Annotated in this window: 20 protein-coding genes; 11 read left to right on the forward strand and 9 right to left on the reverse strand. The window is 64.8% G+C overall.

Going from position 1 to position 15,792, the window contains the following annotated elements; genetic code table 11:
* Nucleotides 1-119: 119 nt before the first annotated feature.
* Together CSW57_RS09415 and CSW57_RS09420 are read left to right on the forward strand one after the other, a co-directional pair.
* Nucleotides 120-1,019, forward strand: a complete 900-nt coding sequence (locus CSW57_RS09415; protein ID WP_099382566.1) for a universal stress protein — start codon at nucleotides 120-122, stop codon at nucleotides 1,017-1,019.
* Between the two features lie 19 nt (nucleotides 1,020-1,038).
* The gene (locus CSW57_RS09420) at nucleotides 1,039-1,788 is read left to right on the forward strand and encodes a maleylpyruvate isomerase family mycothiol-dependent enzyme (RefSeq protein ID WP_099382567.1); all 750 of its coding nucleotides are present in this window, start codon (nucleotides 1,039-1,041) and stop codon (nucleotides 1,786-1,788) included.
* A 22-nt stretch (nucleotides 1,789-1,810) separates the two neighbouring features.
* On the opposite strand, the gene CSW57_RS09425 is transcribed toward CSW57_RS09420, so the two are convergent.
* From CSW57_RS09425 to CSW57_RS09435, 3 genes are all read right to left on the reverse strand, one after another.
* Entirely contained in the window at nucleotides 1,811-2,785 is a 975-nt protein-coding gene (locus tag CSW57_RS09425) for an antibiotic biosynthesis monooxygenase (RefSeq protein ID WP_099382568.1), read from the reverse strand.
* 233 nt (nucleotides 2,786-3,018) lie between these two features.
* On the reverse strand, nucleotides 3,019-3,231 hold the full coding sequence (locus tag CSW57_RS09430) for a hypothetical protein (RefSeq protein ID WP_099382569.1): 213 nt from the start codon (nucleotides 3,229-3,231) through the stop codon (nucleotides 3,019-3,021).
* A gap of 70 nt (nucleotides 3,232-3,301) precedes the next feature.
* Nucleotides 3,302-3,535, reverse strand: a complete 234-nt coding sequence (locus CSW57_RS09435; RefSeq protein WP_223249149.1) for a DUF3263 domain-containing protein — start codon at nucleotides 3,533-3,535, stop codon at nucleotides 3,302-3,304.
* Nucleotides 3,536-3,629: 94 nt separating this feature from the next.
* On the opposite strand from CSW57_RS09435, the gene CSW57_RS09440 reads away from it, so the two are divergent.
* From CSW57_RS09440 to CSW57_RS09455, 4 genes are all read left to right on the forward strand, one after another.
* Nucleotides 3,630-4,604, forward strand: coding sequence for an arsenic resistance protein (locus CSW57_RS09440; protein ID WP_223249150.1), 975 nt, complete (start codon nucleotides 3,630-3,632; stop codon nucleotides 4,602-4,604).
* 64 nt (nucleotides 4,605-4,668) lie between these two features.
* Entirely contained in the window at nucleotides 4,669-5,103 is a 435-nt protein-coding gene (locus tag CSW57_RS09445; protein ID WP_223249151.1) for a VOC family protein, read from the forward strand.
* Nucleotides 5,104-5,186: 83 nt separating this feature from the next.
* Nucleotides 5,187-5,336, forward strand: a complete 150-nt coding sequence (locus tag CSW57_RS24430) for a hypothetical protein (RefSeq protein ID WP_189339197.1) — start codon at nucleotides 5,187-5,189, stop codon at nucleotides 5,334-5,336.
* 5 nt (nucleotides 5,337-5,341) lie between these two features.
* The gene (locus CSW57_RS09455) at nucleotides 5,342-6,118 is read left to right on the forward strand and encodes a glycoside hydrolase family 16 protein (RefSeq protein WP_223249152.1); all 777 of its coding nucleotides are present in this window, start codon (nucleotides 5,342-5,344) and stop codon (nucleotides 6,116-6,118) included.
* Between the two features lie 8 nt (nucleotides 6,119-6,126).
* Here CSW57_RS09455 and CSW57_RS09460 read toward each other — a convergent pair whose 3' ends face one another.
* The 4 genes from CSW57_RS09460 to CSW57_RS09475 all read right to left on the reverse strand — a co-directional run bounded on the left by CSW57_RS09460 (nucleotide 6,127) and on the right by CSW57_RS09475 (nucleotide 10,852).
* A complete protein-coding gene (locus tag CSW57_RS09460) occupies nucleotides 6,127-7,455 on the reverse strand; it encodes a hypothetical protein (protein WP_099382572.1) in 1,329 nt (442 codons plus the stop codon).
* Complete coding sequence (locus tag CSW57_RS09465) at nucleotides 7,452-7,685, reverse strand: hypothetical protein (RefSeq protein ID WP_099382573.1); 234 nt, start codon at nucleotides 7,683-7,685, stop codon at nucleotides 7,452-7,454. The genes CSW57_RS09460 and CSW57_RS09465 overlap by 4 nt, the downstream gene beginning before the upstream one ends.
* Entirely contained in the window at nucleotides 7,685-9,520 is a 1,836-nt protein-coding gene (locus CSW57_RS09470; protein WP_099382574.1) for a hypothetical protein, read from the reverse strand. The genes CSW57_RS09465 and CSW57_RS09470 overlap by 1 nt, the downstream gene beginning before the upstream one ends.
* Nucleotides 9,521-9,829: 309 nt before the next feature.
* Entirely contained in the window at nucleotides 9,830-10,852 is a 1,023-nt protein-coding gene (locus CSW57_RS09475) for a nitronate monooxygenase (protein ID WP_099382575.1), read from the reverse strand.
* 98 nt (nucleotides 10,853-10,950) lie between these two features.
* Between CSW57_RS09475 and rnhA the strand changes: the two genes are divergently transcribed.
* The 5 genes from rnhA to CSW57_RS09500 all read left to right on the forward strand — a co-directional run bounded on the left by rnhA (nucleotide 10,951) and on the right by CSW57_RS09500 (nucleotide 14,917).
* Nucleotides 10,951-11,436: a ribonuclease HI gene (rnhA, locus tag CSW57_RS09480; protein WP_223249153.1), complete on the forward strand. Its 486-nt coding sequence runs from the start codon at nucleotides 10,951-10,953 to the stop codon at nucleotides 11,434-11,436.
* Nucleotides 11,433-12,350, forward strand: coding sequence for a D-isomer specific 2-hydroxyacid dehydrogenase family protein (locus CSW57_RS09485; protein WP_099382576.1), 918 nt, complete (start codon nucleotides 11,433-11,435; stop codon nucleotides 12,348-12,350). The genes rnhA and CSW57_RS09485 overlap by 4 nt, the downstream gene beginning before the upstream one ends.
* Before the next feature lie 159 nt (nucleotides 12,351-12,509).
* The gene (locus CSW57_RS09490) at nucleotides 12,510-12,719 is read left to right on the forward strand and encodes a dodecin (protein ID WP_099382577.1); all 210 of its coding nucleotides are present in this window, start codon (nucleotides 12,510-12,512) and stop codon (nucleotides 12,717-12,719) included.
* A 133-nt stretch (nucleotides 12,720-12,852) separates the two neighbouring features.
* Nucleotides 12,853-13,971 carry a PQQ-dependent sugar dehydrogenase gene (locus CSW57_RS09495; RefSeq protein WP_099382578.1) on the forward strand — a complete coding sequence of 373 codons (1,119 nt, stop codon included), beginning with the start codon at nucleotides 12,853-12,855 and terminating at the stop codon, nucleotides 13,969-13,971.
* A 184-nt stretch (nucleotides 13,972-14,155) separates the two neighbouring features.
* Nucleotides 14,156-14,917, forward strand: coding sequence for a GAF and ANTAR domain-containing protein (locus CSW57_RS09500; RefSeq protein ID WP_099382579.1), 762 nt, complete (start codon nucleotides 14,156-14,158; stop codon nucleotides 14,915-14,917).
* Between the two features lie 54 nt (nucleotides 14,918-14,971).
* Here CSW57_RS09500 and CSW57_RS09505 read toward each other — a convergent pair whose 3' ends face one another.
* Together CSW57_RS09505 and CSW57_RS09510 are read right to left on the reverse strand one after the other, a co-directional pair.
* On the reverse strand, nucleotides 14,972-15,259 hold the full coding sequence (locus tag CSW57_RS09505) for a hypothetical protein (RefSeq protein ID WP_143696505.1): 288 nt from the start codon (nucleotides 15,257-15,259) through the stop codon (nucleotides 14,972-14,974).
* 118 nt (nucleotides 15,260-15,377) lie between these two features.
* A complete protein-coding gene (locus CSW57_RS09510; RefSeq protein WP_099382581.1) occupies nucleotides 15,378-15,761 on the reverse strand; it encodes a VOC family protein in 384 nt (127 codons plus the stop codon).
* Nucleotides 15,762-15,792: the final 31 nt, after the last annotated feature.

Below are 15,792 nucleotides of genomic sequence, written 5' to 3' on the forward strand. Positions count from 1 at the left end.
GCGACCTCGAATGCGTTGATGTCGCCGACACCGCCGACATAGAGTTCGAAGCGAGCCGGGCACTGTTTCCAGCGATCCGCTGGCCTCGATCATCCGGTTCACCGGACCGAGGATGTGAGATGAACACCGACGCCAGCAACGCACCGGCCATCGTCGTGGGGATCGATGGTTCCGAGGCCGCACTCGGCGCCGCCCGATGGGCGGCGGACTATGCCGCCGCAAGCGATTCGGCCCTTTCCCTCTTCCACGCCATACCTCGGATCGACTGGTATTTCGCCAACGCGATGGTGTTCACGCCCGAGGCGTTGGCCACCGAACTCGCCGAGGAGGGCCGCAAGAAGATCGACGAGGCGGAATCGGTCATCCGGGCGGTGCATCCTGACCTGATCATCGATCGACACATTGTGAACGAGGCCGTCGGTCCGGCGTTTGAAAAGGTCTCGGCCACTGCGAGGTTGGTGGTCATCGGATCTCACTGGACAAGCGCGGCAAGCGATCTCATCCTCGGCGGCCACGTGATCCGGATAGTCAACAACTCGCGCTGCCCGGTCTTGGTGTGGCGCAGGACGGCCTGCCCCGACACCGACGAGACGCTACCCGTTGTTGTCGGAGTGGACGAGTCGGAGAACTCGACGCGCGCGCTGGAATCGGCGTTCGAACTCGCCGACACGCTGCGCGCACCGGTGACGGTTGCACACATGTGGGAGACCGGAGCCGCGGTCGGGCTCGGCTACGGCGAGGGTCCGGTCGACTGGAACTTGCTGCACCTCTTGCAATCCAATCAGGAACAGAAATTGGACGAACTGGTCGCACCATTGCGTTCGCGCTTCCCCGGGGCCCACGTCAACAAGGTCTACACCGATACCGGGCCGGCGAAGGGGCTCAAGGAACTCTCCCGATCCGCGCAACTCGTGGTCGTGGGCAGCCGTGGACACGGCAAGCTCGCCGGGGCCGTGCTGGGTTCGGTCAGCCAGAGCCTCATCCACCACGCGGATTGTTCGGTTCTCGTCGTACATTGATCGGCGGTATTGTCCGATCGTGGATTACACCGACGCACTTGTAGAACAGAACCGGCTCCTCGGCGAGGCGATCCGGAGCGCCGACTTCGCGCAGCCCGTGCCCACTTGCCCCGAGTGGACGATTCAGCAGTTGTTCCGGCACGTCGGACGTGGAGATCGCTGGGCGGCGCAGATCGTGGGCGAAAGACGTGACAGCCCGGCCGACCCGCGCCAGGTGCCGAACGGCAAGCCACCGGAAGATCTCGACGGTGCCATCGAGTGGTTCCATGAAGGCGTTCGAACACTCGTCGACGCCGTCGCCGAGACCGGCCCCGAGACCCCTGTGTGGACATTCACCGGGCCACAGCCCGCGGCCTGGTGGATCCGGCGTCGCCTCCACGAATCCACGGTGCATCGCGCCGATGCCGAACTGGCACTTGACCTTCGGTACCAACTGCAACCTGATCTCGCAGCCGACGGCATCTCCGAATGGCTGGGCCTGATGGCGGCTCGGCCGGCGGGTCCTACGGCTCCCCTGAGTGACGGGGCCACGCTGCATCTACACGCTGACGAGGCCGATCTCGGCGCGGCCGGTGAGTGGTTCATCCTCGGAGAAGAAGGAGCGGTGGTGTGGGACCACCGCCACGCGAAAGCAGACGCGGCTGTGCGGGGACAGGCAACGAACCTACTGTTGGCGATCAGCCGCCGGAAGACGACGGAGGAAGCGGACATCGAGATCCTCGGCGACCGTCAGGTGTGGGACACCTGGCTAGAACGAACCCAGTTCTGATCGGCGTTCTCATCGGCCGTCGTCATGGCAGGGTCCAGAACACCACCGTGACGAGGTAGAACACCACAGTCCACAGCGCCATCACGCCGGCGATCACGGCGAACCCACGCAGATTGGTCTGCTTCGTCGGGGTGTTCGGTGTCGGGTACAACCAGTGACCGAGGATCTTGTTGACGTAGTACGGCATCGTGAAGAACGTCATCACAAAGCTCGACAGCAGGTTGCCGATCAGAAGCCCCAGCCACAGCGGCATCCCCAAGGGCGAAAGGGCAAGCGACAGCAGGACCACGGTGGGGTAGAGACCTACCCAGACCGCGGTGGACATCTTCGTATCCGACGGTATCGGCGCACGGTGCCCGTCTTGATCGAACGCGAACCAGCTACCGAATGAGTTGTCGATGGTGCGCAACTCGAACTCGTTGAACTTCTTCCCCTCGTCCAGCAGGATTTGCCGCTCACGTGAGATGAGCCATGCATCCAGGTCGGCGGCACTGTCGAAGCGGTACAACGCCGTCCACTCGTTCTGCAGGCCCTCGATGGGCCGGAACAGTTCGGTGCCGCGAAACCCCTTGAACCCGGCCTCGGCCTCGCGCATGCGGCCCTGCCATTCGAGAAAGTCGTCGACGTGCTCCGGCGACACCCGGTGTGTCACCACCACGGTGACAAGCGGATCCACCGGGGCCGCGCCACCGGTGATGACCTGTTGCGTCGCGGGGCCGTCGAAGTACTCACGGCCCCTGTCAAGATGCTCTTGCCGGGTGGCGCTGTTGATCCAGGCCTGCACGTGAGCCACCGAGTCGAAGCGATACACCACCACCCAGTCGGGCTGCACGTCTGTCGGTTGCGCAGTCTCGGCGGCGATGAATCCTGGGTACCGGGCGGCCGCGGCATTCATGTCGTCCTGCCAGATGGCGAATGCACGTTCGGTTCCGGGGTTGACCTTCTGACCGATGATCACCGTTGCGGCGTTGTTTGTCGTCGTTGCTTCGGCGGTCATCGCCGGCTCCTACTCGTCGTCACGCGGTGGAATCACGGGCAGGCCGGCTCGGGCCACACCTCGACGTGACTCGAAGCGCGTCGTCTCGACTTCCTGGCGGCGCAATCGTACGTGAGCCGACCGCGTTTCACCGGCCGTGTGAAGAAATCGCCCATCGGCACGACCTCGGAGCAACGGAGGGAAGCACCAACGGCGCGTCACGAAAACCCGGTCGTCCGAGCACCATTGACGCCTCAGACGCTGAAGGCGGCCGGAAATCGTCGGCGAAGTGCATCGATCTGTCGACGGACCTCGTACAGCTCGAACCGTTTGCGCGAGTGCGTCTCCGCGGACACCTTGTTGTTGGTCAACTCTTCTTCGATTTGCGTTGCCCACAACTCGAGTTGCGCGGCGAAATACGTTGCCTGCGCCTCATTCGAGTTCTGCTCCCAGTGCCCGGAGGTCATGCCGCAAAATTGTAGCCGCTCTATAGTTCCTGTCCGACCCAGATGGGAAGCCCAGTTCACACCGGCGAAGTCATGCGAGGCGGCGGGTGCACACCTGACGGATCGCGGCGACGACGGACTGGTCCTGACCACCGGCCTGATCGGTGTCGAGCGCATCGGTGAGGCGCTCGAAGTAGTCCCGCTCCCCGATGCCGAACTCCACCAGGATGTCGTCGGCCGACCCTCCGCCGTACGGGTACCACCGCCGCGCGAAGTCGAGCATTCGCTCCACCTCGTCCGGAGGGATGTTGCTCAGAGTGGTCATGGTCCAATTATCGATCCTGCGACCGAACTTCGCATCCGACAAGGACCCGGCCGGTCGCCCTGAGAAGATCGTGCGGACCAGAAAGCGAGGGGCAGTGCGTCATCGACCGTCGGCGTTGATCGAGTTCCTCGACCGGAGGCAAGTGATCGCCTACGTGGCGGCCATCGGTGCCGGCATCGTTCTCGGCCTCGTCGCACCGGGCGCCGGCGAGTCGCTGGACTGGGCCATCAATCCGGCTCTCGGCGCGCTCCTTTACGTGACGTTTCTGCAGATCCCCACCCGTGACCTCGCCCGATCGCTGCGAGACCGCCGGTTCCTGGGCGCTGTCGGAGTACTCAACTTCGCCATCGTCCCGTTGGTGGTCGGGGCGATGTTCGCATTCTTGCCGGACGACCAGGCAGTCCGGTTCGGGGTGCTTCTCGTGCTGCTCAGTCCCTGTATCGATTACGTGATCGTGTTCTCCGGGCTCGCAGGGGGCAGCGCACATCGGTTGCTGGCTGCGACGCCACTGCTGCTCTTGGCGCAGATGTTGTTGTTACCGGTCTACCTTGCCGTGTTCCTCGGATCGGACCTCGCCCAGATCATCGCGGTGCGCCCTCTCGTCGAGGCTTTTGTGATCCTCATCGTGATGCCACTGTTGCTCGCGTGGGTCACCCAGACGCTGGCGTTGCGTCTCCCGCTTGCGCGTCGAGTTCATTCGGGTGCGACAGCCACCATGGTGCCGCTGATGGTCATCGTGCTGCTCGTGGTTGTCGCGTCGCAGATACCGAAGGTGTCCGGCAGTCTCGGTGACGTCGTCGCGGTTGTGCCGTTCTATGTTCTCTTCCTGGTCGTGATGGCTTTTGTGGGTCGCTGGGTGGCCTCGAGGTTCGCGTTCGACAACCCCGGTCGCCGGGCGCTGGTCTTCAGCGGTGCCACCCGCAACTCACTCGTGGTCCTCCCGCTGGCCCTCGCCCTGCCGGCGGGCTACGAACTGGCAGCGGCCGTGGTGGTCACGCAGACGCTGGTCGAGGTGGTCGGCATGGTCGTCTACGTCCGGGTGATCCCGTACCTGGTCCCTCCCCGTTGACATCGCCTGCGCAATGTCCGAAACGTTCACGAGATCGTGGTGGCCTTGACCTAGCGTGAGAAGGGTGCAACTCGAACAGCAGATCCACTTCCTGACTTTCGCCACCGCCGACCTCGACGCCGCACGGCAGTTCTATGTGAACGGGCTCGCATGGAAGCCGCTCATGGACGTGGAGGGTGAGATCATCTTCTTCCAGATCGCGCCCGGTCTTGTTCTCGGGTTCTTCGACGCAGAGAAGTTCGCCGAAGACGTCGGCCTGGCTGATGCCCCATCGATATCCGGCGCGACAGTCGCCCACAATGTCGACAGTCAGGACGGTGTGCGTGCGGTCGCCGATGCCATGGTCGCGGCCGGCGGGGCCGTGGTCAAACCACCACAGCCGGGCGCTTTCGGAGGCATCTTCCACGCACAGGTGCGGGATCCCAACGGCCTCATCTGGGAGATCGCGCACAACCCCGGCTGGCACGTCGAGGCCGACGGAACAGTGGTTCTCTCCTGACTCGGTCCTTCGAATGCTTTTCGGTCGGCGACAGCAGGTGGCGACGTACGGTGGGATCAGCACGTGACCACCAGCGAGGATCGATGACCTTTCCATTTGAAGACGACGAGCCCATCGGCGAGACCGATGAGCTCCTGAGACAGGCCGCTGTCTACGAGGCCGGCGAGCACGGGCACGAGATCAACCGCGGGCATGCTCTGGGTGGAACCGAGGGTTCCACGGACGGGCAGTAACCCACGTGGTCTCCGACATCAGCGGCCGACGCCTGACCTTCTCCGAGGAGTTCGACAACCACGAGTTGGACCCGGCCGTGTGGTCCCCGCACTACTTGCCCGCCTGGAGTTCGCGGTCGCACACCGCGGCCACCTACAAGATCTCCGACTCCTGTCTGCATCTGTCCATCCCACCGGAGCAGCCGCTGTGGCTGGCGGGCGAGCACTCCCCGCTACGGGTGTCCGGTATCCAGTCGGGCAACGGATCCGGTGCTGTCGGCAGCACTCTGGGACAGCAACCGCCTTTCGACGGGGCCGTGGTGCGGGAGCACCAACCGGAGCTTCGCGGCTGGACGCCGGCGGGCGGCTACCTGGAGATCCGGATGCGTGCCACCATCTCGCCCAGATCCATGTTCGCCTGGTGGATGGTGGGCCTTGAAGACGTTCCCGAGCGCAGCGCCGAGATCTGTGTGGCCGAGATCTTCGGTGACACCATCACCTCGTCGCCCTCTGCCGCGGTGGGTACCGGTCTGCATCCGTTTCGCGATCCGTCGGTGGTCGACGATTTCACGACGACCGTGCTGCCCATCGACGTTGGCGACTTCCATGACTACGGGGTTGAGTGGACCACCGATGCAGTCGAGTTCTACGTCGACGGCACGTTTGTCCGGCGATGCGTCAATCCCCCGACCTATCCCATGCAGATGATGCTGGCCGTCTTCGACTTCCCGGAGCGGTCCAACGGCGCCGACGATCATCTGGTGCCGGAAATGGTTGTTGATCATCTTCGCGGCTTCGCCTGACCGGGCGGTCAACCACCGAAAAGCAGGTACAGGCCGAGGAAGGTGTACGCAACCATCGTCAGCAACAGCGCCAACTGGCCGGTGCGCTGGTGACGTGCCGGAAGAAGTCGCAACGACGCATCGTGCGCGGCTATGACTGCGGCGATGTGACCGCCGAGGACAAACCCGACCTTGAGCGTGGCCGCCACGGTCGGGTGTTGGGAGAGAACATAACCGGGGTGGGCGTCTTGGAGCCACAGCACATTCCACCCTCGGCCGAGCGGATCGCCGAGAGCCAGGAACGTCTCCTGCCCCTTCTCCACCAGGTATTGCAGATAGTGGGCCAGCACGTACCCGATCACGATGGGGATCAGCGTGTGGGCGAGTTGGCCCGGAAGTGCTTGTCGCTGCGCCGGACTCACGCCACCGGTGGCGCGGGTGGCGAGCGTGAAGGTTCCGAACACCACCGCGATGAAAACGACAAGGGCAAGGGTGTGTGCCGCCGAGGAGCCCACATCTCCGCCGCCGATCGACTCCACATAGTCCTTCCACTGGGGAAAGTCGGAGAAGCTGTCGAAAGCGGTGGAGCCGAGCAGCACCGACAACAGAACCACCGTGCCGGGCAGAATCGGAAGCGTGGTCAGATGATTCATCGGGTTCACGACGACGATCCGCCCGGTTGCCCGGTCACGACCGAATACCGAAAGACGGGAAGCAACGACGCTGTAGACGTCGAACGGGTCGGACCTGGTGAGCCAGCGGTCTCCCCAGACGGCAGCGCCTACGACCATGATCAGCACGTAGCAGAGCAGCCAGATCCGGATGGCCGGGACCGAATCGGGCTCAGGTGAGGCGAGCTCGAGCCAGACGAAGGCGAACAACCCCATGGCTGCGGGCCAGTAACCCCACGTCGTGGGGTAAATGCGCGTGCGGTCGGATCGCGGTCGGCCGACAACTCGGCTACCGAATCGGTAGACGGTGCGGATCGGCGAGATGACCCGCCACACCGGGCCGACCAGTACGGACAGAACAACAAGTCCCACCCAGAGAAGAATGTAAAAGCTTCCCGCGAAGGGGTTGTCGTCCGAATCTGGCCCGAAGACCCCGGCCATCATCACCCACACCGCGAACACCAGAGCCAGCACCGCCGCCACGGTGCGTGTCACCGGAGAATCGACGAAACGAGCAACCCACAGCGGTGCCGGCCGCCCTGGTCTGTCCGGACCGAACCTCGGTGTACGCCATGCGAAAACCACCACTGCGAACGAGAACGTCAGAGCCCATGCCCCACCGATGAGCACAGACGTGTACGGGATGGGCAGGTCTTCGGATCCGCCCAGGCCATGCGCAACGATCATCCCCGGGCGTCTCCGGCGTCTCCGTCGTCGCGAACGTATTCGTCGCCGTCTTTCTCGATGGAGTCGCGTTCGACGTCGCCTTCGAGACCGGACCCGTCATCGTCGCCGCGCCGTCGATCCCTGACTGCGATGACAACGATCACGATCACCAGGATGAGCGCCGGGAAGAACGCCGGCGCGGCCAACAGCAGTGAGTGGCCGGCCAGATACTGGACGTTGTTGTCGCCCATCAGGTCTGCGGTTGCACTGTCGGTCGCGTGTCCGTGCGGGCCCCGGTCTCCTGCTGCTTGTTGTTGATCCGGCCGGCACCCCACGACAACGCTGCGATCAAGATCAACGAGCACGCCAACACCACCAGGCCGGCGACCGTGAACACCCAGCTCGGGTAGTCGAAGCTGCGCTCTCGCTGCAAGATCTTGATCTCGGGCATGAACTCGCGCGTCATCGTCGATTCCGCAGCCACCTCAGGGGCGCCGATACCCGGGTCGGCGGGCAAGAAGATCGGCACGGCGGTCATCGTCGTGCCATCCTGCACGCGCAGAAGCGTTTTCCACGTCCCCGACACCGGCACCGGCTCGGTGGACCGGTAGATACCGGCACCGACGCGTTCGAGCGGATCGATGAAGAGACCGCGGTCGTTCTCGATGCCGCCCTGCCACGAGAGGATCGACACCCATTCGGGGTCGTCACTGACCAGCCCCGGCGGATCGATCGTCACCTCGGCCGTCACCATGCGACCGTCCGTGCTTGGCACATCGGTGAGGGTGATTGTGGCGCTGGCATTTTCCGGCACCTCGGTGCGCAACCCGTTGGCAACGGCCCCTCCGACGATCAGGACCGTGAGCACCACTGCCACAGCACTGAGGCGGGGACGCGGCAGCGGCTCGCCTCGCAAGATGACGGCCAACAGAGCGCCGCACACACCGGTGGCGATGCTGACCGGGATCGCCATTGCCAGGGCTTCAGCCCACATCCCGGTCGGCCACGGGTAGTGGTACACCGCATCGATCCACCACGACTCGATCCACAGGCCGAGGGTGGCCACGCCGAGTCCGGAGATAGCCCCGAACAACACCGGTCGTCTCACCAAAGGTGTCAGGGCCAGCAGTTCGACCACCACGGCCGGGCCGAGATACAGCGCGAAGAAGTTGATCGGTGCTCCGAGTGCGGGACCGACGACCAGTGCGACGATCCCCCTGATGGCCACCGCGAAAAGTGCTGCGGCGATGGCAGACCCGGGCCCCAGCGTCATCCGGACCGCAACCAGGGCGAACGCTGCCGCGCCGGCGATCATCATGGGCTGCAGGACAAGCCGGAACTGCTCGACACCGAAGTCGTACTCGATCTGGAAGACCGACAGGCCGATGATGAGTCCGCCGAACGCCATGCACCGGGTCAGCCAGTTGCCCCACCCGTCGGCCGGCGCGTTCTCGCCCATCGCGGCGCGGCCCTCACGGTCGAGCAACACCACTGCGATCAGCGACAACCCGGCACCGCCGATCAACATCAGATGGGTGGGGCCCCACAGGGTGACGTCCTGGCCGAACATGCGGTGCCAGATGTCGTCGAGGGGGAAACCGACCAGCGCGTAGAAGCCGCAGCCGGCCATCAGGATGCCACCGACGGGTGCGTACCAGGTGCGCGTGATCCGAACGGCTGCCGGACCGGGCTTGTCGTATGGCAGGAAGACGGCCAGCATCCCCGCGATGAAGAGCAGGAACAGGCCGACGAGGATGAAGTAGTGAGCCGGGTTCGCCAGTGGCCCCTCGTCGCGACCTTTGCCGATGTGCAGACTGACGTCCCAGATGAACCCGAACAGCGCGCAGATGATGGTGCTGGTGAACAGGAAGACGGGCAGCGCCGCCCATGGCGGGCGGTTCAGACGGCGACCGGCCCACTCGGCCGCGGACGCGAGCCAGGTGATCTTCCGGGTGCGGTGGAGATAGCCCACCCAGAGCAGGATCACCGACACCACCCCGGCAGCCGCGCTCATGCCGAAGACCTGATCCAGTGCCGCTCCGCCGCCTTCGGACGCCGCCAGCACGTTCTCACCTTGTGTCAACATCGACTCCCCGCCACCTCACACCACACTGGGTCGAATCCACTCAGCTGAAGATTCTCAGTAAAAATACAGTAAACGCACGTACACCTACAAGGGGCGACACCGACTGCTGCCTGCAGAAACATGGCAGCGACTTTGATTCAGCTCAGTACACAGGCGTACACCGAACGGCAAGTGTGCTCTGCCGATCCGCCTCCTGCAACCGTGCGTTCACATGAACTTTGTACGTTACAACGTCGGGTGTCAAGATCAGTGGGTTTCGAAGTCTGAACGTATTCACATCCAGGCGGACCAATGAACGCCCGAACAACGTCAGAGGGCCGACACGAGCCTGGCCACAATGGATTCAGCCGTACCGGAAGTGGCGTTGCGAAAGTCCGTACCGGCCCAGAGGTTGGTCGAGTGCGGATCACCCGCAGCGACCGCAGCCTTCCGCAGGGGCCCGGTCAGATGGTGGATCTGCGGGTACGCGAACGGCGCGGAAGCGTCGTGTTCTTGCATGAACCGGTTGTAAAGACCCCTCGCGTAGCGGCCCGAGAACGCTTGCGTGACTCCCGTCGTCGTGAAATCGGGATTCACCAGGGCGGCGCGGTGCACGGCATTGGTCCCCGCCTCGTCGGCGAGCAGGAACGCGGTGCCCACCTGGACCGCCTGTGCGCCGAGGGCGAGTACCCGGCTCACTTCCTCAGGAGTCGTGATCCCTCCGGTCGCGACCACACCGACCCCCCGTCCGACCACGTCGGCGAGGAGTTCGTCGAGGCTGCCCAGTGCGGGTTCGGCGGTGGGGTCGAAGGTCCCGCGGTGCCCACCGGCGCCTGGGCCCTGCGCCACCAGCGCGTCGACTCCGCGGCCGAGTGCGATGTCCGCCTCGGCGGACGTGGTCACGGTGCCGAGTGTGAAGATGCCTGCATCGGTCAGTCGCCGGATCTCATCGGCCGTGGCGCATCCGAAGGTGAAGGACACTGCGTCGGGCTTGAGGTCGAGCAACACCTCGAGCTTCTCCGTCCAGGCGTCGTCGTCGTATCGCGGCTCACCGAGCGAAGCACCGAACTTGTCTGCCAGTGGCGCGAGTTCTGCTGCGTAAGCCTCGATCTGCGCCAGATCACCGGCATTTGGTTGCGGGACAAAGAGATTGACCCCCAGTCGCCCCGACGTCAGAGACCTCGCCTCCTCGATGTCGGCGACCAGCTTCTCGCCGTTCAACAGGGCTCCGGCCAGAAAACCCATGCCGCCGGCATTTGTCACCGCAGCCGCAAGCGCCGGCGTGCTGGGCCCACCGGCCATCGGAGCGCCGATCACGGGGGCGTCCAGGTCACGAAGGTCGAAGGTGGGCACGTGTTACCTCCCGGGGATCTGAGCCTGCGTTCACCGTCTCGGGTGTGCGGCAGTCGGGCTGCTGCATTCGGTCTCGACGCGACGGTAGCCTCTTCGCCATGGCCGACGACATCGACATGGCGACTCCGATCGAGATCTCGACCGACGGAGCATGCCTCGGCAATCCCGGGCCGGGCGGGTGGGGCGCGGTGCTGCGGTACAAGAATCACGAGAAACAGTTGTCGGGTGCCGATCCTGCGACCACGAACAACAAAATGGAACTGACCGGGGCCATCAAGGGACTCGAGGCGCTCAAGAAGCCGTCGAAGGTCATTCTCTATACCGACAGCACCTACGTGCGCAACGGCATCATGAAGTGGGCGGCCGGCTGGCAGAACAACGGCTGGCTGACCAAGGACAAGAAGCCGGTCAAGAACAGCGAGCTCTGGCGCGAACTGATCGCCCAGTGCGCTCGCCATGATGTGGAGTGGCGCTGGGTCAAGGGTCACGCCGGCGACCACTACAACGAGATCGCCGACCAACTCGCCACCACTGCGGCTCGGGCACTGCGTGACGGCGGCCCGACGGGCCAGGTGGCCGGATGACCGCCCCCATCCCGGTGGCTCTGCTGCCCCATTCCGATCCCCACCTCGCCGAAGCCATCGCGTCCGCCGGTGGCACCCTCGCCGACCTCGCCGAGGCGCGGGCCCTCGTGTGGATCGGCAATGTGGACGGTTTCCCCGATCCGCTTCCCGACAACATCGAGTGGGTGCAGCTGCGGCTGGCAGGCATCGAGTCGTTCCTGCGCGCGGGGTTGCTCGACGATCGTCGGATCTGGACCAATGCGTCGGGGTTCTACGCCGAGAACGTCGCCGAGCACGCCCTCGCGCTCTTACTGGCCGGCCTACGCCAGATCAACGTCGCGGTCCTACGACACTGGGATGAGAAGGCGATCGACCCGGCTGTGCGGTCGCTCCACGGCTCTACGGTCGGGATCATCGGCGCCGGTGGCATCGCCCGGTCGCTGATACCGCGGTTGAAGGCATGCGGCGCACAGGTGATCGCGGTCAACAGATCCGGCCGGCCCGTCGAGGGCGCGTCGGTGACGCTGCCGGCGAGCAGGATCGACGAGGTCTGGGGTCTCATCGACCACGTGGTCCTCGCGGCTCCGGCCACCGACGACACCCGCCATCTCATCAATGCCCGCACTCTTGCTGCGCTGCCCCGACATGCCTGGTTGATCAACGTGGCGCGCGGTCCACTCGTCGACGAAATAGCCCTCCGGGACGCATTGGTGGCCGGGGAGATCGCAGGCGCCGCCCTCGACGTGACCGATCCGGAGCCGCCCGCCGCCGACGACCCGCTGTGGGACCTGCCGAACGTGATCATCACTCCGCATGTGGCCAATCCGTCCGCGGGTCTGACCCGCACGATGGCGCCGTGGCTCGCCGAGAATCTACGACGCTTTGCGGCAGGCGGCGACATGCTCGCGGTGGTCGAGCCCGGTGCAACTTATTAGTTGCGCGGTTAAGCCGCGTGCATCCGGTGACCGACAAAGATTCGGCGACGTCGTAAAGGTTGCGCTGCCTCATCGGCGTCGGGAGGCTGGGACAGTCGGCATCTCCCGGTGTCGAGGCTGAGCCACAGCCGGATCCGCCCTTCAACAGAATCGAGAAGCATGAGCGACAACGTCTATCGGGTCACCGAGATCGTCGGGTCCTCGACCACCAGCTCTGACGACGCGATCAAGACCGCGCTGTCCCGCGCCGCTGAAACCCTGAAGAACATCGACTGGTTCCAGGTGGTGGAAACCCGTGGCCATGTGGAGAACGGCGAGATCGCCCACTTCCAGGTGACGGTGAAGGTCGGTTTCAAGCTGGCAGACTGACCAGCGAGGACAGGTCGGCGGCGCGGCGTCCGGGTACCGTTTTTCCCAGGGATCAGTTTCTCCAGGGACCCAGACACGCCCGCCGCCGGCAACGGCGCGTTCCACCGGCCTACTCCACCGACCGGAAGCGCTCATGACACACAGACTCGCCGCGTTGGTACTCGCGGGCGCCGTGCTCGTCGCCGGGTGCAGCGTCTCCGACAACGCGGACAGACCCGCGCAGTCGGTCGGTCCGACAGAGTCTTCCGGTTCGACCGGGTCGAGTCGACCATCGGCGAGTGTCGCTCCTGCGGACGAACCCGCAGATGTCGTCGCCGGGCTCGACGCGCCGTGGTCGATCGTCTTCGCCGGAGATGCACCGCTCATCAGCGAACGCGACTCCGGCAACATTCTCGAAGTCGTCGGCGACCGCACCCGGGTGATGGGCGCGGTGGCCGATGTCGCACCCGCAGGCGAGGGCGGGTTGCTAGGTCTCGCCGTGCGGGAGGAGTTCCTGTACGTCTACTTCACCAGTGACGACGGCGACAACCGTGTCGTGCGATACCGCCTGACCGGATCAACCGGAGATCTCGGACTCGGCCCGGTTGAATCCATTCTTTCCGGCATTCCGGGCGGGCGCACCCACAACGGTGGCCGCATCGCGTTCGGTCCCGACGGCATGCTCTACATCTCCACCGGCGACGCCCAGGACCGGCCCAAAGCGCAGGACCCCGCCAGCCTCTCCGGCAAGATCCTGCGGATCACCCCGGATGGAGAGGTGCCCGCTGACAATCCCACAGCCGGCAGCCCGATGTGGTCGCTCGGACATCGCAATGTTCAGGGAATCGCCTGGGCGGCCGACGGCACGATGTTCTCGTCCGAGTACGGCCAGGACACCTGGGACGAGCTGAACATCATCAGGAAGGGTGGCAACTACGGTTGGCCCCGCGCGGAGGGCAAGAGCGAGCAGTTCGACAGCATCTACATCGATCCCGTTCAGCAGTGGGATCCCGACGACGCGAGCCCGAGCGGGATTACGATCGCCGGCGACACGATCTACATCGCCAACCTGCGCGGTGAGCGCATCCGCGCCGTTCCGGTGGCCGCACCCGAGACCGGGCGAGACCTCTTCGTCGGCGAGTTCGGCCGGATACGAGATGTCACAGTTGCCCGCGACGGATCGCTCTGGTTGCTCACCAACAACACTGACGGTCGTGGCGATGCACGAGACGGCGACGACCGGATCAAACGGGTGACGGTGCAGTCTGGCTGACTTCCGAGGAACAGCCTTCCGAAAGCACTGCCATACAGCGCTTTCAGGCCATGTTTGGCTGTCCGCACTCGCGGTTATTCGCTGTGGGTAGTTCGCCACAGACACGAAATTGATCACGACGCGATCCGGGCTGGCGCGTCCCGGTAGTCACCACAGGTGACTCCTCCAACCGGAAGGGAGACCGATGGGAAGCTGGCGGAGTTGTGGCAATGACACCCCCGCTGGACGCGGCTCGGTCTCCATCGGTCTGGCCCCCCTGTGCGAGCAGGTTGTATACGCCGCAGGCGTTGATGGCGCCGCCCTGACATTGTTGACCACCTCCAGCCGGGTCCGCGATCTGGTGTACGCCACGGACTCGGTGGCTCACCGGTTGGACGACCTGCAGTTCACGCTGGGCGAGGGCCCTTGCCTGGATGCATACGAGAACGACGACGCCCGCTTGCTCGCCGACCTGGACAATCACACCGTCAGCAGGTGGCCAACCTTCATCGGGGAGGCCATCGGACTGGGTGCGCGGGCGCTGTTCGCCTTCCCGGTTGCCGCCGGCGGCACCCCCCTGGCTGTGCTCGAGTTGTACCGGCGAACAGCCGGTGAGCTCACTCCCGATCAGCACGAGGCCGCGACCACCGCGGCTTCCACTGCCGGGTACACGGTCACCCGCAATTGGCACGAGTACCTCGCCACCCAGGGTGACTACGACGACCGGGTTGCCACGGCGGCGGCCGACATGAGTCACGCACAAGACCACACGACGGACAGGTTCTCCCGATCAGACGTCTACCTCGCATCCGGCATGGTGGCCGCCCAACTGGCCGTGTCTGCCGATGAGGGGCTCGCCAGGTTGCGCGCCTTCTCGTTTCGCCACGATCGCTCACTCAAGGACGTTGCCGACGATGTCGTCGCCCGTCGGATCAACCTGCGCACCCTCGACCTGGAAGGCCACTGAGCACACACGGATGATTTAGACGCAACGACATGGGTCGGGTGACGCGCACGCGCTCTAGGAATTGAGTTCGATCAGCCCGACCACCCCGAGCACTCCGCCCAACAGCCCCGACATCGACAGCAACATCGTCAGGTCGCTGCCCGTGATGGAGATGCGCGGTTTCTCGTGGGGCGTGTGGCTGCGGGTCTCGCGTGTGACAGAGGGCCGCGGCGGCCGGTGGCCCCCGAAGCTGGGGTCCCACAACACCCCGGTCATCTCCCGAGGCACCGTCTGCCGACTTTCACGGCGGACCGCCACTGGCTTGACCGGGGAATGGCGATTCGGCCGCTCAAGAAAAGTCACGCTGTACATTCTGCCGCTTATCGCAAACTTGTGTCGCCTATCGCGGAATGTTCATCTGTTCGACTCACGGCCCTTACCAGCGATGAGGGTGGCTGAGCGGCAGCCTCACCGGTGGCCGTCACACTCCGATGACCGACAGCACATTGCCTGAGGGATCCCGGAACCATCCGATGTCCGGACCCTGGTCGTTTCGAGATCCACGAAAGATCCCCCGCTCGTCTTGGTCGAAGTCGTCGTAGCGGACGAACTCGACCCCTCGTTCGGTCAGCGCGGTCACCGCCGCGTCGATGTCGGGGACCTCGAAGTTGAGAATGGTGAACACTGCCGGTTCGTGGTCGGGCTTGGGATACACCAGCACATTGGTGCTGCCGGTCAGGTGGAGGTTGAGCAACCCCATCGGACCGTCCTCGACCTCGAGACCGAGTGTCTCGGAGTAGAAGCTCCGGGCCTCCTCGATGTCCTTGACCGCGAACCCGCTGAACGCGTTGTTGATGTCGAGCATGTCGATCCTCCTCGCCGGCGGTCACCGCCGA

This window comes from Williamsia muralis (assembly GCF_002735905.1).
Classification (GTDB): Bacteria; Actinomycetota; Actinomycetes; order Mycobacteriales; family Mycobacteriaceae; genus Williamsia; species Williamsia muralis_A.